We start from the raw sequence: 14,999 nt of genomic DNA on the forward strand, positions 1-14,999 counted from the left end.
TCAACTAACATTATATAAAATTCCTACGGTGTACGTAGCTTATGCATGTCTTAAACCAATAAGTTTAATATGGAAGTTCAATATTTAAATGTAGCTAACAAGCCATCTTTTTAAGAAGGAAGTTACAAACATTTGTGAGAGCATCCACCTGTGAGAGCAGGTTTATGGACATCTAGAGAGAACGGCATATGTGGGGCTAAATAAAAACCTTACGTTTTATACGTAAGGTTTTTTTATTGCATACATTTATCCATGTTATCTTGATTCACCTGTGAAATTTCCATAATAAATATAGCACTTTCTGTCTTCATCAATTTCTCTTGAATCTAAAGTGAACTCCATATGCATGCCGTCGCGCTGAATATATATGATATCGGAATGAAGAGATGGTAAAATTTCTTCATAGTTCCATACATCTTTACTTTCAATCAAGTTTGAACTCGTATCCTTCAGCTCTCTAATTTCAAAACCAATGTGGAAGTAAGTAGGATCTGAAGGATCGTTAGAAAAAGTTTCTTGTTGAATATATATAACTGCTGTTTCATCTGGATCTACTGAAGTTGCAGTAACAACATATGTATTTTTATCTTTTATAAAATATTCACAAGTCATGCGTGCGATGATTTCAGAATTAGAAATATTTGCGTAGTTCCATAAAGCAGGATACCCGTTTGTTTCATCATTAAGTCGATATTCTAAGCGCATTTTATCCCTCTTCTTCCTTTTTCTTCTACTTTATCATGCCATCTTATATAATAGAAATAGAATTTAAAAAGGGGAGTGCGAAGGTGACAAAAACGAAATGGCTAGTAGGCGGTGTCGTAACGTCTTTAATGACCGGCACCTTATTTGGCTGCGCACAAGATCTTCCCCCAAAACCGAATGATAATAGTTGTTCAGATTGGGATTGGGATGATGAACTTGGGGTATGGCAGTGTGATGATAGTAGTTCAGGTTATCGTGGGCATTATTTCTATGGCGGAACATACTATCAAAATAAATCCACTTTTAAAAATTCATCGGCGTTTAAATCGTATCAATCGTCTGCGGAATTTAAAGGTGGAATTGGAAGCGGTTCAAAGGGAGGATTTGGGGGCTAAAATATGTCGCAGTACATAAGGGATCGAAAAGAGTTTTATTCGAAATATCCAAATTTCTGGTCGGATCTATATGAATCTGAGTATAGTTTGTTTCATGTTTTCTCTATAACAAATCAGACTATGAAACAATTACAATTAGCAACTGAACGAATGGGGAGAATATTTTTTAAGACTGCTAGACTTTTGCGTAATTTAAGTGACGCACAGCTTCTTGAACTTGGGTTTCCTCCTGCGAGCTTATCGTTCATTAGAATGAAAGCGTTATATCCTGAATCTGTTATTTCGCGTTTTGATTTCGTTTTAACAGCTGATAACCAAATTAAAATGCTTGAATTTAATAGTGATACACCAACTTTTATTATGGAATGCTTTCAAATGAATGGGAAAGTTTGCGAGAAACTAGGCTATGATGATCCAAACTCGAATCAAGAGCGATTACTATCTTCTGGTATTACAAAAGCTGTAATGGAAGCGACAAAGGGAATAGACAACCCAAATGTTGTTTTTACAGCACATCATGAACATATTGAGGATTGGAATACGACCATGTATTTGAGTCAGCTATGCCATGTTGAAAATAAAGTAGTACCAATGTCAGAACTTAGAATTACAAAAGATGCTTTAGTGGATAGGGATGGAGTACAGATTGATGTTTTATATCGCCAAACATATCCGATAGAAGATTTAGTTGAGGATCAAGATCCTGAAACAGGAGATTTGGTAGGTGTGGAACTGTTGCAGCTTGTAAAAGCCGGAAAGCTTTTTATAATAAATCCATTGTCAGCATTTTTACTTCAGCCAAAATCAATCCAGTGTCTTATTTGGGGGTTAGCAGAAGAAGAGGCCTTTTATACAAATGAGGAACAACAATGGATTAAAGAATATATGTTACCTACATATTTAGAACCAGATTTATTTTTAGGAAAAGGTTCTTTCGTTCAAAAACCTTCATTTGGTAGAGAAGGGGACACAATTACCATTCGCGATAAGGACGAACATATTATGCTTCAAAATGCACATCAAACGTATAAAGCGTCACTGCCGATATTTCAAAAGTATACAGAACTTCCAGTCATATCCTTGCAAACAGAAAAAGGGATGGAGAAACTGTCGTATGTGTTTGGTTCGTTTTTAATTGCCGGAAAAGCGAGTAGTATCGGTATTCGTGCGGGGGAAAAAATTACGGGGAATGAATCGTACTATTTACCGGTAGGTATAAAAAAGGAGGAAAGTATATGATTAATTTTTTATTATATTTAGCAGTAACACTGGGCCTTTTATGCCTTGGTCTTTTCCTAATGGAAGTAACAACGAAAGTAAAAGAATTTAAGCTAATGGCCCAAGGGAATAAGGCGGTAAGCTATGTACTTGGAGGGCGATTACTTGGGTTAGCTATTGTTTTATATTCAACAGCAGCTAATTCTATTTCACTTCTTGATATGGTTTCGTGGGGAGCAGTTGGGATTTTGGCTCAAATTATCGTCTTTTATTTAGCTGAGTGGCTTACACCACGCTTTAATATAAATAAAAGTCTTGAAGAAGATAATCAAGCAGTCGGTCTTTTTCTTATGTTTGTATCGCTTTCAATTGGGATTGTAATTGCTGGTTGTATAACTTATTAAAAACCTTACGTTTAAACGTAAGGTTTTTATTTTTGCTAATTTTGAAATGTGTGTTTGATTCATTTAATGAGTCGAAAGAGAAGTAGTGTATTATGAGAGGGGTTTGTTGTAATAAGGAAAAGATTCCATTCAAAGTGTTGACATCTATTTTAAATAAGAGTAACATTTTCTATGTAATTAAAATAAGTCTCTGTTAGGTGAGGCTCCTGTATAGAGAAATGCTACTGCCCAAAAATGTCGAGAGACGCCAATGGGTCAACAGGAATGATCGAATTAAGGTTTTTCTTAACGTAGCTGGTAATGAACCTATGCTATACAGTGCTAAAACTCGGCGAGGGAGAGGTCCGTAGATTTCTAATTGTATTAGGAATCGTTTATTTGTGTATGTCATGACCTTTACTCTTTTCGGAGTAAAGGTCTTTTTGTTACAAAGCTATGAGTAATTTCATAGCATAAACTATAAAATGAAACGAGGAGGTGAGGAGCATGTCAAATTCTGACTCGGTTCCGTTACCCATATACTTCAAATCAAAAATATATGATGTAGGCAGGAAACGACTTGTTCCTCCCTCTATATTTATCATCATGTAGCGTTTATATGTATGTTTAAGCGCTAGATACTTTCACAGTAAAGTGGATAAATTGAGAAACAAAGCGTTTCTTCCTATGTTGTAATGGAGGAGACGATAATATGTTATATGCAAACAAAACTGTGGGTAACACGTCATATAAATTAAGTAAAAAATCAATGAAAGAACAAACAATGCTTCAAAAAAATAAAGATTTATTAATTGAAATCGCAACGAGAGATGTAAAATCTGTATTTGCGTATTTTAAAACAACAAGAGACGGATTATCTATGAAAGAGGCACAAAAACGTATTCAAGTATACGGCCGAAATGAATTAATTTCAAAAAGAGCGCGTATTGCGGAAGTCATGATGAAGCTAACTAGAATGATTCCAGGTCTTTCAAAGCAACATGTGCGTGATGGATTACAATGTGAGAAAATTACTGTGTCTCGAGTAGAATGTTCTAGTGTAACGGGTTTAAACGGTGAATTGAAAATGATGACTTTGCCAGTACAAGAGCTTGTTCCTGGCGATATGATTTTTCTTTCAGAAGGTGATACAGTACCAGCAGATGTACGCATCATTTATGCGAATGATTTATTAGTAAATGAAGCTGTGCTAACAGGAAACGATGTAAGTATTGAAAAATTTGAAAGCTGTTATCATCTTGAGCGCAAACGATTTATTCCTTTGAAACGAATGAAAGACTATAATCCACTTGAACTTGAAAATGTATGTTTCAAAGGAACGTATATTGTTGCAGGGAATGCAAAGGCTGTAGTTGTTTCAACTGGGAAAAATACGTATTCAGGAATTCTTCATACTTGTTGTGGTAGAACGTCTTAATGTGTAAATGATGCTAAATGTACAAAAACAATGTATAATAGACAAAGTTGAAAAAACGTAGAATGGTAATCTATTTATATAACCTTACGTGATGACGTGGGGTTATTATTTTTTGGTAGGAGAGGAAATATGAAAAAAGTATTATTAGTTGATGGTATGGCACTATTATTTCGTGCTTTTTATGCAACAAGTGTCTATGGACAATTTATGAAACGACAAGATGGTACCCCTACAAACGGGATTCATGGTTATATGAAACATTTATTAACAGCTATGCAAGCAATTGAACCGACACACATCGTAACATGCTGGGATATGGGAAGCACGACATTTAGAACAGAATCGTTCTCAAATTATAAAGCGAATCGTGCAGCGCCGCCTGAAGAATTAATTCCGCAATTTGATTTAGTCCAAGAAATGACTGCGAAATTATCAATTCCAGTCATCGGTATGAAAGGGTATGAAGCGGATGATTGTATCGGTACGCTTGCAAAACAATATTGTAATGAAGCGGAAGTTTATATTTTAACAGGTGATACGGATTTACTTCAACTTGTTGATAAGAATGTTACAGTTATGCTTCTTCGTAAGGGAATTGGAAATTACGAATATTACACACCAGAGAAAATTATGGAAGAAAAAGGTGTAGAACCTTGGCAAATTGTCCATGCAAAAGCGTTCATGGGCGATACGAGTGATAATTATCCAGGTGTAAAAGGTATTGGTGAAAAAACGGCGTACAAGCTTATTCAAGAGCATGGGACAGTAGCAACTGTACTAGAAAATGTATCATCGTTAACGAAAGCGCAACGTACGAAGATTGAAAGTGATTTAGAGAATTTAAATATTTCATTACAATTAGCACAAATTCACTGTGAAGTTCCAATTTCATGTTCACTAGAAGAAGGATTACACACAATGAATGAAGAAAAACTTCGATTCGTATGTGAAGAAATGAATTGGGGAAGACCTGAAATATTAATCAATATGTTGTAAATAGTTTAGGAAGAGGGATGTTGCATGAGTCGAACGTTGACTAAGTGACACCTTCTTTTTGTTTTGGAAAACAGTATGTTAGTAAGTGAAAGTATATGGAATGTAGCTTAAAATATATAAATATTTCGACAAGATAAATTGATAAAAGTTGATGAAAATAGCAAATTTTATAATTAAGTGAATTAATTTCAACATAGTTTTAGAACAGTCTCTTTTTTCGTGTTCACAAAGTTGTCAGAAAATAAACAGAATTTTCATATGAAGTTCAAATGAAGTTCACAACAATCAATTATTATAAGAACAACCAGATAATTCTTTATCTTTTATATAAACCATCCCCCAAGGAGGACAATGAAAATGAGAAAAAAAGTGAGAAAATCTTTTAAACAATTATTAATTGAAAATAAACAATCACTATTAAATAATAAAGAAAATATGAAAGAAATTGAGGAAAGAATTGAGAAACGACATGTAGCATATAGTGGTGCCAGTAATTAAATAAAATAAAAGAAGATAGCCCATAAATGATATGATCCCCTTATAGTAGACAGAAAAAAGAAAGCACATTAACCTGTTTACTATGGAGGGGATTTTTCTATGGGAAAAATTAGAGTTACTTACGATGTAGAATTTAAGAAAAAAGCTATAGATTTATATTTAAAAGAAGGCATGAGCTATAAAACTGTTGCGAAAGAATTAGGTATTCATCACTCGGTTGTAAGTCGTTGGGTGAAACACTTTGAAGCCGAAGGTATTAAAGGGCTAGAAGAAAAGCGTGGGAAAGCAAAAGGTCCAGGTCTAGGTAGACCAAGAACAAAACCAGAAGATCCGGAAGCCAAGATGAGACGATTAGAAGCCGAGAATGAAATGTTAAAAAAGCTCTTAGGGATGTAAAGGGAGGTATGCAGGCTATATCCACAACGAGAAAGTTTGAAGTTATACTTGAGATGTTAGAAAAAGGATATACAGTTACCCTATTATGTGCCATTGCTGGTGTAACTCGCAGTGGATATTATAAATGGATAAAGCGGCACTTAGTGCCTTCTGAAAAACTACTAAAAGATACTAAAATCAAGAAAAAGATATTGGAGTGTCATAAAAAATTAAGAGGAATTTATGGGTATAGAAGAGTGCAAGTGTGGCTGAAAGTCACATATAACCTTCATTTGAATCATAAGCGCATACAAAGATTGATGAATGAGTTAGGCATCAAAGCCGTAATTAGGAGAAAAAGACCTTATTACGGAAAAAAAGAGGCCTATTTGATTTCAGATAACCATCTAAATAGAGACTTTCAAGCTTCAAGACCAAATGAGAAATGGGTAACAGATATAACCTACTTGATTTTCAATGGACAACGCTTGTACTTATCAGCTATTAAGGATTTGTACAATAATGAAATTGTTGCCTATGAAACCAGTCGTAGAAACGACTTAAAGCTTGTGTTAGATACACTTAAAAAGGCAAAGAAAAAACGAAATGTAAAGGGAATCCTCTTACATAGTGATCAAGGTTCTCAGTATACATCTCGTCAATATAATCAATTACTTACAAAATATCAGATGAAGGCAAGTATGTCTCGAAGAGGCAACTGTTGGGATAATGCTTGTATGGAAAACTTCTTCAGTCACTTTAAAGCAGAATGCTTTCATTTATATTCCTTCCGCAAAGCGGGTGAGGTTAAATTTGCCGTGCGCAAATACATACATTTTTATAATCATCAAAGATTTCAAAAGAAATTAAATAACCTGAGTCCATATAAATATAGAACTCAGGTTGCTTAGTTGCGCTTTTTTAAATACTGTCTACTTGACAGGGGTCACTGCAAAAGGCTATCTTCTTTTATTTTATATTGAAAAAATTCTATTTCTCTCTTTAATCTTGTAACTATGCAAGATATTTTTATAGTGTTTTTCTATCAATATTATTCATTTTTCGAGGTTGAAATTGGTATATGCCAATTCTTAAGATTCACTATTCATAATATTACAAAAAATGTTACAATACATTCAAAATTACGCTATAAAATCATTTTAATATGAAAAATTGGAATGAAAAGAAAGGAGAGGAATATGAATAATGGTGTCGCTTTGAAATGATTATTATCATTTCAGTAGGAGTTGATGTAAAACGATGGATAGGTATGAAGAACTGGATTCTATACGAGGAATTTCTTCATTGATAGTAATGATTGGCCATCATTTAATGATTTTTTCAGCATTTCAAAATTACAGTTATGAAGATAATAAACCATTTGTTGTGTATCTATTAAAAGAAACGCCTGCTCGTCTAATTTTTAGTAGTGGTAACGAATCTGTTATTATCTTTTTTGTTTTGAGTGGATTTGTTTTGTATAAATCCATTCAAAAGAACTACGATAGCTATAGGTCATTCGTTTTAAAGCGTATATGCAGAATATATATTCCATATATCGTCGCGATAATTATAGCTATTTTATGCCAGACTACAATGAGTAAATATGGTATTTCGTATTTAAGTGAATGGTTTAATCGCTCATGGACGATTGAAAGTTCTTCAAGTTTAATAGCGCAACATATTTTATTGGTTGGGAAATATAATACAGATGCATATAACGGCGTAATTTGGTCACTTGTTCATGAAATGCGAATATCAATAATTTTCCCGTTAGTTTTGATGGTTTGTTTACGAAAAACGTTGAGGTATTCATTATTGTCAGTGTTTAGTTTTAGTATATGTTCTGTCGTAATTTTATTTTTATTTCACTCAAGTTTAACATTAACTAGTTATACATTAACTCTGCATTACACAGTGCTGTTTTTACTAGGAGCACTAGTTGCGAAATATAAAAATAAGTTAATAGTTTTTTATAGTAATCGTACTAAAAATGAGAAAATTGCATGGTTTTTATTTGCGATTTTACTTTATATGTATGAAGGGCTTATTGGAGAAATTAAATTACTCAATAATTTTATATTACGAGACTACTTAGTAGCGATAAGTGCGTGTTTATTTGTCATATTAAGTTTGTCAGTATCAACTTTGTCATCCTTGCTGCGTAATAAATACTTGTTATACTTGGGAAAGATTTCTTACAGTCTTTATTTATACCACATCATATCTTTATTTTCCCTAGTATACATGCTCCATGAAATATTTCCGTTACCTATTGTTTTAATTTTATCGCTCATTCTTTCGTTTATACTTGCGGTGATTTCTTATTTGTTTGTAGAAAAATTTGCATTCAGGATCGGAAAGTATATAACAAAGCAATCGAATTTAGAAAAGAAAGGACTATCTGTAGAAAGTGAGTTGCAGGATGTCATTCAAACAAAGGCGGTGAAATAATTGAAGCAAGAAATTAGTATGAAGGATTTTCAACAGTTATTGAAAAGAAGGATAGTAACAATCATTTTGACGATGTGCTGTTTAACTGTCTCTTTAATTCTGATCTCTATGTATGTATTAAAGCCTTCGTATCAATATTCAACGCAAATTCTTGTTGGGAATTTAGATGGATTTAATAAGGAGAATGCAGTGAATAAAACACAAGAAAATAAGCAGCTCGTAACTTCGTATGTTGATATTTTAAAAAGCCCACTTATTATTTCAACAGTCAAAAAAACTTTGAAATTAGAGCAATCAAGTTATGAGTTAGCACAAAAAATTTCAGTGGTGAATATGGACAATTCACAAATTGTTACTGTTACAGTAAAAGATTCGGACCCTAAAATCGTGAAGGAAATTGTAAAGTCATTGGCAGAACAATCTCAAAAAAGCTTTCAACAGTATACGAATGTACAGGGGATAAAAATATTAACTGACCCTGAGTTACAAGAAAAAGCTGAAAAGTTATTTCCGAAATTTCAACTTATCATTCCTATCTCTTTAATTGTTAGTTTTTTTGTTGGGGTAGGTTTAGCGGTATTTCGAGATTATTTTGATGAACGTATATACGAGGAACAGGATTTAGAGAAAATAACAACAGTCTCTGTTATTGGTCACATAAATATGAAACCGAAAAGAAAAAAGAAATCTACAGAAGTTGATCCGCAATCATCTATATATCGAGGTGAACATGTCGATGTTTAAGACAAAGAAACAGCTGCCATTTGATCCGCATGATGCTCTAATGAAAGAGCAGTTTTATACTGTGTATCACGAGTTGAAAAAATCGGGAAAACAAGTGTTCACAGTTAGTTCAACAAAGGATAGAGGTGTTGTTGCTTCGCTTATAGTAAATATGGGGCTAGTATTTGCGGAAATGAAAAAAAAGGTGTTACTTATTGACGTGAATTTTTCTGATCCTAAACTACATCTACTATTACAAAGCAATCATACGAAAACAGTGAATGATATAATAAGCGATTCCACCTGTAGTTACGAATCCTTTTCTAGTAATTTATCTAATTATTTATATTGTATTCCTGCCAAAAAAACAGTACACACCGGAACGACTTTAGTTGCTATGGATGAATTTGATCGTGCAATTGAGAGGTGGAAAGAAGATTTTGATTACATTTTCTTGTATTCCTCTGAAGTATTTGAGCTTCCTGCCACGCACATTATTACAGGGAAATGCGATGGAGTGGTCTTAGCAGTTAAAAAGAGAAAAGATTCCCTGCGTACTGTGCAAAAAGTAATAGCGGACATAAAGAGGAAAGAATGTGAATTAATAGGTATAGTTTTATATTCTTGAATGTGGGGGTAACGATCTATGATTCGTGAAACAAACCAAGCCAAGTTGTATACGATTCCAGCTCAAGCAAAGACCAGTATGTTGAATCGAAGTATAAAGCGCTTGTTTGATATTATATTTTCACTCATATTGTTACTAGTAACGATACCAATTATGTTGTTCTTTTGTATTATGATTGCTTTCGAAACAGCAGGAGCTCCAATCTATTTTCAAGAACGTTTAGGGATAAACGGGAGGAAATTTAATGTATTTAAATTAAGATCGATGGTAAAAGATGCTGAAATAAATGGACCGCAATGGGCAAATGAAAATGATCCAAGAATTACTAAAGTTGGATCATTTATAAGAAAAACGAGAATTGATGAGTTACCGCAACTTATAAATATTTTAAAAGGTGATATGTCTTTTGTTGGACCTCGACCAGAGAGAGCGTATTTTTATAAACAATTTGATACGTATATTCCAGAATTCAAGGATCGTTTAATCGTGAAGCCAGGGTTAACAGGATGGGCACAAATAAATGGAGGATATAATCTTGATCCGAAAGAAAAATTGAAATTGGACATGGAGTATATTGAAATGAAAACGATTCGGATGGACATTCGTATTTTATGTAAAACCGTTTTAATTGTATTGAACGGTAACGGTGCAAGATAAATAATATGTAAGTAGGTTGCTCGCAAAGGAGAACTGGTATGGGTAGATCTATTTTAAATAATATTATCCATCTATTTTATAGCACAATTTTAGCTAATCTGCTTCAGGCTGTGAGTTTAATTGCTTTAGCAAATTTTTTTAATGCACAACATTATGGGATGTTGAGTGTTGCTATAGCAGTGACGTTTGTTATGTTATTTTTTACAGATTTAGGACTAACTAATACGTTTCTTCGAGAAGGGGCAAAAGATGGCGTAGACGTAGAGGCGATTTTATCGTCGTATATAAAAATAAGGATGATTCTACTTATTTTTATTTTTATAATCGGTTATATTGCTATTCATTACATGTATGCGGATAAAAATTTAATTTATATGATGATAAACGTAATGTTTTTCATGTTAATAGGATTAACTTGGCAAAACATAGGCATTGCCTATTTTCAACTGACGGAACGTATGAAGTATATAGCACTTATTAAAGTTATATCAGCGTCAGTTGTTATCATAATTACATGTTTTTGTATTTTCGGAGAGTTACCGGTGTATGTAACGGCTCGTTTATATGCTTTTGGGTATATGATCGGTGGTTTATTTAGTATATATATCATGAGAAAAAAGACGAAAATGAATATGAAGGTCGTAATTCATAAAGCGTTATTTTGGCAATTGACACCTTTTATTATTAGTGGTTTTTTAATAATGAGTACGCCACAATTAGCACCTATCTTGCTCAACTATACATTGCCATTAAGTATGATCGGTGTTTTTGCAGTGGCGTACAGGATGCCAGCAGCTTTATATCAAGTACCAGGGGTGATTGCAGGTGCATTCTTTCCAGTGCTCTTTAAGCACTATAACCAGAATAATTTAGAAGAGCATGCGAAATTAAACTTACTTCAAATAAAATCAATGGCGATTGTGGGAATATGTATGACGATAGGTTTATATCATTTAGCGCCATACTTTATTTCTATATTTTTTCATGAAGAATGGAGTAATGCAGTAAAGCCACTCCAAATATTATCATTTCTCATTGTGCTGCAAAGTTTAAATATTGCTATAGCTGACGGTTTAACAACGAGTGGACGTCAAAATAAAAGAACTGTTGTGCAATGTATAGCATTAGTGATAGGTGGGATTATGCTTTATAGTTTTAGTAGTATTGGTGGAGTAATAGGAGCAGCGTATGCTATGGTTTTTTTTGAAATTATAGCTTTAGTTGGCTATATAACGGTAAGTGTTGTGAAGAAAAAAATTGTATTCCAAATTGTCATACCTTATACAATTTATTTTGGTGTAACTTTTATTGGAGTGCAATATATATTGCATACATATCATTTAATTGCGCTCGTTCTTAATACGTTAATTGTAGTAGTTGGTATATTCCTATATGATTATGAGCTGAAAAAACTTCTTCTCTCGTTTATAAGAAAAACACGCAAAAAGGATTATATTACGAAACAGGGGATATAGCATATGGAAAATAATGTGAAAATATCGATGAAATGGATTATGCTTCTAATATTATTTGTTATGTTAAGTAAATACAACATATATATTGGATTTTCGTTGAAGATATATATGATTTTTTTAGTCATATATTTTTGTTTAACAATTAAAAAATTTCATATTCAAAAGCTATATTTTCATGAAGTTGTATTTTTACTATTTTATTTCATTTATTGTTTGAGTGGAATTCTTTCTATATATTTAAATGCTAGTATTCGTATGATTTTTGGCGTGCTACTAGTTTTAGGGTGCTATTTTATAATGAGAAATTTATTAGGAAATGTTGAAATAGCAACACTTGAATCATCCATTGCCTATGTTGGATTATTATTTAATATTGTAAGCCTAATACTTTATATAGTCGGTTTACAGCACTTTGGATTATACGGTGGAGAAGAGAGAGAAATTTTTGCCGGACTATTAGTTGATAGAGGATATCCAAGATTAATTGGATTGCTAGATGATCCTAACATTTTTATTTTTTATAATACAATATTTTTTATGTATTATATGACAAATTTACATAATATGACGAACATTATAGGATTGATTTTATGTGTTACGACGAGTTTATTAACTTTTTCAAGGGGAGGTATATTAGCACTTGTGCTTGTCGTTTTTGTATATGTATGTACATCTAGTTTTGCAAAAAAAATAAAAATAATGATGAGTTTACTATTGTTTAGTGTAGTAATTTTTAGTTTATCGAATAGTGTAATGGGTGGTCAATTGGATGACATATTGAATAAAAGAATTTCTGATTTTTCGCACGATAATGGAAGTGGTAGATTTACATTATGGGAAGCTGCTTTTAAATATTATGTATCCAATCCATATATCGGAATCGGTGCATTTAACTTTTCGAATTATTATGAGTTTCAATTTAATGAAAAATTATATGTGCACAATACATTTTTAGAAATTTTGTCTGAATCAGGTACAATTGGTTTTCTTTTATATAGCGTGTTTTTAATCATATTAATGTTCAAGTTAACGCAGTATACTTTGTTTCGCGAAAAACCGTATCTTTTATTAACTATGATTGCATTTTTATTTCAGATGATGTCATTGTCACTCATTATTAACGAAGCGTTCATTTTATTTTTAGCAATGGTTGTGAAGTACATTTCAATATATGAAGGAAGGGGAAAGGTAGATGGTAAAATGTCTATCAGCACATAATAAGGCGCCTCATGTTTCTGTAATAACACCTTCTTATAATAGTATATTTATAGGTGAGACGATTTTATCTGTACAGAATCAATCATATGAAGATTGGGAAATGATTATCGTTGATGACGCTTCAACTGACCAATCTCTTGCAAAAATTAAAGAGATAATAGAAGAAGACTCGCGTATTAGATTATTATCATTAAAAGAAAATGTTGGTGCTGCTAAAGCTCGGAATATAGCGATTGAAGAGGCGAGAGGAAGGTATATTGCTTTTTTAGATAGCGACGATATATGGTTACCACATAAATTGAAGACGCAATTGTTATTTATGGAAGAAATGAATGTGGCCTTTTCATATGCATCGTATAGTTTAATTGATGAAAACGGTAATGATCTAAATCGAGAAGTGAATGTACCAAAATCTGTTGACTATCATTGTTTGGCTGGAAATACAATTATCGGTTGTTTAACAGTAATGATTGATCGTGAAAAAATTCCGCATATTGAAATGCCTAGTGTACAGCCAGAAGATACAGCATTATGGCTGAACTTATTACATGAAGGGCATGAAGCGAAAGGGATACAGCAAGTGTTAGCGAAGTATAGAATTGTTGCAAATTCTGTTTCGAGGAATAAAATTAGAGCAGCTTTTCGGTATTGGAATTTATTAAGGGAACAAAAACGACTTAATGCAGTGCAAATTTTTTATTATTTTAGTAAGTATGCTTATCATGCCTATAGAAAAAATAAAATCAATGTAGTTGGGAAGACGCAATTATGAATATACTGTTGATGACAGATAAATTGATAACTGGCGGAGCTGAGAGTTATTTCTGTAAATTGGAAAGCAATTTGCATGATGAGAATTTTACGCTTTATACAGCTGCAGGTGATGGAGAACTATATGAATCTCTTACTAAAAAAGAAAATTTTATGTGGCTTAGTCGCTGGAATCATTTGAGAAATATTCATTACTTACGAAAAGAAATTTGTAAACGAAAGATAGAACTTATTCATGCAAATAGTTTGCGAATGGTACTGTATGCCTTTATACTTCAAAAGTTTATGAAAAAAAAGATAAAAGTTGTGTATACGAAACATAATGTAACGATATTAGAAAAGAAAATGCCAACGCTTTTTCGTTATTTCATGAATAAATATGTGAACAATATTATTACAGTAAGTGAGTTTGAAAAGAATAACTTAATTTCAATGCATGTAGCTGAAGAAAAAATAAAGACAATTTATAATGGGGTTGATATTGAAAAGTTTTTATTCCAGCAGAAAAAGAAAGAATCTACTTATAATGTAGGGATATTAGCTAGATTATCACAGGAGAAAAATCATCAACTATTTGTAAAAATTGCAAATGTGTTGAAAGAGAGAAATGATTTTAAGTTTTATATTGCTGGTGATGGACCAGAGAAAGAATCTATTATGAAAGAAATAGAAAAATATGGATTGCAGCAAAGTATAAAGATGTTGGGGAATATTTCCGATCCGCACGGATTTATAGGAAATATGGATGCCTTACTTTTATTATCTTTTCGTGAAGTGTTTCCAATGGTAGTAATTGAAGCGATGGCTACAGGAACACCAATTGTTTCAATAAATGTTGGCGGCATAAATGAAGCGGTAATAGATGGGGAATCAGGTGTGTTGATACATGAATATTGCGAATCTAAATTTGCAGATGCACTGGAGGAATTACATGGAAATGAAGGAAAGGTGAATGATATGAGAGAGAAAGCGCGAGAAAAAGCGGAAAGAAATTTCTCGTTAATTAAAATGATAGAAGAAACGAAAGATATATATGAATTAAACAAATGACTGTCGAAGTCGTTT

At 32.6% G+C, this 14,999-nt stretch carries 17 protein-coding genes, 1 other RNA gene and 1 riboswitch; of the genes, 17 read left to right on the forward strand and 1 reads right to left on the reverse strand.

The window, feature by feature from the left end; translation table 11 throughout:
* Positions 1-17: 17 nt before the first annotated feature.
* Positions 18-201, forward strand: a non-coding RNA gene (ssrS, locus tag ATN06_RS08190) — 6S RNA.
* Between the two features lie 54 nt (positions 202-255).
* On the opposite strand, the gene ATN06_RS08195 is transcribed toward ssrS, so the two are convergent.
* Positions 256-705: a hypothetical protein gene (locus ATN06_RS08195; protein WP_060630224.1), complete on the reverse strand. Its 450-nt coding sequence runs from the start codon at positions 703-705 to the stop codon at positions 256-258.
* An 83-nt stretch (positions 706-788) separates the two neighbouring features.
* Between ATN06_RS08195 and ATN06_RS08200 the strand changes: the two genes are divergently transcribed.
* The 16 genes from ATN06_RS08200 to ATN06_RS08275 all read left to right on the forward strand — a co-directional run bounded on the left by ATN06_RS08200 (position 789) and on the right by ATN06_RS08275 (position 14,984).
* On the forward strand, positions 789-1,100 hold the full coding sequence (locus ATN06_RS08200; protein WP_060630225.1) for a hypothetical protein: 312 nt from the start codon (positions 789-791) through the stop codon (positions 1,098-1,100).
* 3 nt (positions 1,101-1,103) lie between these two features.
* On the forward strand, positions 1,104-2,339 hold the full coding sequence (locus ATN06_RS08205; protein WP_060630226.1) for a glutathionylspermidine synthase family protein: 1,236 nt from the start codon (positions 1,104-1,106) through the stop codon (positions 2,337-2,339).
* Positions 2,336-2,722, forward strand: coding sequence for a DUF350 domain-containing protein (locus ATN06_RS08210; protein ID WP_060630227.1), 387 nt, complete (start codon positions 2,336-2,338; stop codon positions 2,720-2,722). The genes ATN06_RS08205 and ATN06_RS08210 overlap by 4 nt, the downstream gene beginning before the upstream one ends.
* A gap of 182 nt (positions 2,723-2,904) precedes the next feature.
* A riboswitch (M-box (ykoK) riboswitch) is annotated at positions 2,905-3,068 on the forward strand.
* 345 nt (positions 3,069-3,413) lie between these two features.
* On the forward strand, positions 3,414-4,139 hold the full coding sequence (locus tag ATN06_RS08215) for a P-type ATPase actuator domain-containing protein (RefSeq protein ID WP_060630228.1): 726 nt from the start codon (positions 3,414-3,416) through the stop codon (positions 4,137-4,139).
* 129 nt (positions 4,140-4,268) lie between these two features.
* Entirely contained in the window at positions 4,269-5,135 is an 867-nt protein-coding gene (locus ATN06_RS08220; RefSeq protein WP_060630229.1) for a 5'-3' exonuclease, read from the forward strand.
* Between the two features lie 357 nt (positions 5,136-5,492).
* The gene (locus ATN06_RS08225) at positions 5,493-5,633 is read left to right on the forward strand and encodes an FbpB family small basic protein (protein WP_001228048.1); all 141 of its coding nucleotides are present in this window, start codon (positions 5,493-5,495) and stop codon (positions 5,631-5,633) included.
* Positions 5,634-5,732: 99 nt separating this feature from the next.
* On the forward strand, positions 5,733-6,029 hold the full coding sequence (locus ATN06_RS08230) for a transposase (protein ID WP_000516531.1): 297 nt from the start codon (positions 5,733-5,735) through the stop codon (positions 6,027-6,029).
* A gap of 8 nt (positions 6,030-6,037) precedes the next feature.
* Complete coding sequence (locus ATN06_RS08235; RefSeq protein WP_060630020.1) at positions 6,038-6,919, forward strand: IS3 family transposase; 882 nt, start codon at positions 6,038-6,040, stop codon at positions 6,917-6,919.
* 349 nt (positions 6,920-7,268) lie between these two features.
* The gene (locus ATN06_RS08240; protein WP_060630230.1) at positions 7,269-8,462 is read left to right on the forward strand and encodes an acyltransferase family protein; all 1,194 of its coding nucleotides are present in this window, start codon (positions 7,269-7,271) and stop codon (positions 8,460-8,462) included.
* Positions 8,463-9,206: a YveK family protein gene (locus ATN06_RS08245; protein WP_060630231.1), complete on the forward strand. Its 744-nt coding sequence runs from the start codon at positions 8,463-8,465 to the stop codon at positions 9,204-9,206. It abuts the gene before it with no gap.
* The gene (locus tag ATN06_RS08250) at positions 9,193-9,813 is read left to right on the forward strand and encodes a CpsD/CapB family tyrosine-protein kinase (protein WP_060630232.1); all 621 of its coding nucleotides are present in this window, start codon (positions 9,193-9,195) and stop codon (positions 9,811-9,813) included. Before ATN06_RS08245 ends, ATN06_RS08250 begins: the two co-directional genes overlap by 14 nt.
* Positions 9,814-9,831: 18 nt before the next feature.
* Entirely contained in the window at positions 9,832-10,470 is a 639-nt protein-coding gene (locus ATN06_RS08255) for a sugar transferase (protein ID WP_000617637.1), read from the forward strand.
* Between the two features lie 38 nt (positions 10,471-10,508).
* The gene (locus ATN06_RS08260) at positions 10,509-11,945 is read left to right on the forward strand and encodes an oligosaccharide flippase family protein (RefSeq protein WP_060630233.1); all 1,437 of its coding nucleotides are present in this window, start codon (positions 10,509-10,511) and stop codon (positions 11,943-11,945) included.
* Positions 11,946-11,948: 3 nt separating this feature from the next.
* Complete coding sequence (locus tag ATN06_RS08265) at positions 11,949-13,163, forward strand: O-antigen ligase family protein (RefSeq protein ID WP_060630234.1); 1,215 nt, start codon at positions 11,949-11,951, stop codon at positions 13,161-13,163.
* Positions 13,138-13,935, forward strand: a complete 798-nt coding sequence (locus ATN06_RS08270) for a glycosyltransferase family 2 protein (RefSeq protein WP_060630235.1) — start codon at positions 13,138-13,140, stop codon at positions 13,933-13,935. Before ATN06_RS08265 ends, ATN06_RS08270 begins: the two co-directional genes overlap by 26 nt.
* Positions 13,932-14,984: a glycosyltransferase family 4 protein gene (locus tag ATN06_RS08275; RefSeq protein ID WP_060630236.1), complete on the forward strand. Its 1,053-nt coding sequence runs from the start codon at positions 13,932-13,934 to the stop codon at positions 14,982-14,984. The genes ATN06_RS08270 and ATN06_RS08275 overlap by 4 nt, the downstream gene beginning before the upstream one ends.
* The last annotated feature ends 15 nt before the right edge of the window (positions 14,985-14,999 follow it).

This window comes from Bacillus thuringiensis (genome assembly GCF_001455345.1).
Classification (GTDB): domain Bacteria; phylum Bacillota; class Bacilli; order Bacillales; family Bacillaceae_G; genus Bacillus_A; species Bacillus_A thuringiensis_N.

Coding starts and splice junctions, on each gene's coding strand:
- ATN06_RS08230 (WP_000516531.1), top strand. CDS start 5,733: ATGGGAAAAATTAGAGTTACTTACGATGTAGAATTTAAGAAAAAAGCT.
- ATN06_RS08260 (WP_060630233.1), top strand. CDS start 10,509: ATGGGTAGATCTATTTTAAATAATATTATCCATCTATTTTATAGCACA.
- ATN06_RS08220 (WP_060630229.1), top strand. CDS start 4,269: ATGAAAAAAGTATTATTAGTTGATGGTATGGCACTATTATTTCGTGCT.
- ATN06_RS08225 (WP_001228048.1), top strand. CDS start 5,493: ATGAGAAAAAAAGTGAGAAAATCTTTTAAACAATTATTAATTGAAAAT.
- ATN06_RS08215 (WP_060630228.1), top strand. CDS start 3,414: ATGTTATATGCAAACAAAACTGTGGGTAACACGTCATATAAATTAAGT.
- ATN06_RS08240 (WP_060630230.1), top strand. CDS start 7,269: ATGGATAGGTATGAAGAACTGGATTCTATACGAGGAATTTCTTCATTG.
- ATN06_RS08270 (WP_060630235.1), top strand. CDS start 13,138: ATGGTAAAATGTCTATCAGCACATAATAAGGCGCCTCATGTTTCTGTA.
- ATN06_RS08250 (WP_060630232.1), top strand. CDS start 9,193: ATGTCGATGTTTAAGACAAAGAAACAGCTGCCATTTGATCCGCATGAT.
- ATN06_RS08235 (WP_060630020.1), top strand. CDS start 6,038: ATGCAGGCTATATCCACAACGAGAAAGTTTGAAGTTATACTTGAGATG.
- ATN06_RS08210 (WP_060630227.1), top strand. CDS start 2,336: ATGATTAATTTTTTATTATATTTAGCAGTAACACTGGGCCTTTTATGC.
- ATN06_RS08195 (WP_060630224.1), bottom strand. CDS start 705: ATGCGCTTAGAATATCGACTTAATGATGAAACAAACGGGTATCCTGCT.
- ATN06_RS08205 (WP_060630226.1), top strand. CDS start 1,104: ATGTCGCAGTACATAAGGGATCGAAAAGAGTTTTATTCGAAATATCCA.
- ATN06_RS08265 (WP_060630234.1), top strand. CDS start 11,949: ATGGAAAATAATGTGAAAATATCGATGAAATGGATTATGCTTCTAATA.
- ATN06_RS08255 (WP_000617637.1), top strand. CDS start 9,832: ATGATTCGTGAAACAAACCAAGCCAAGTTGTATACGATTCCAGCTCAA.
- ATN06_RS08275 (WP_060630236.1), top strand. CDS start 13,932: ATGAATATACTGTTGATGACAGATAAATTGATAACTGGCGGAGCTGAG.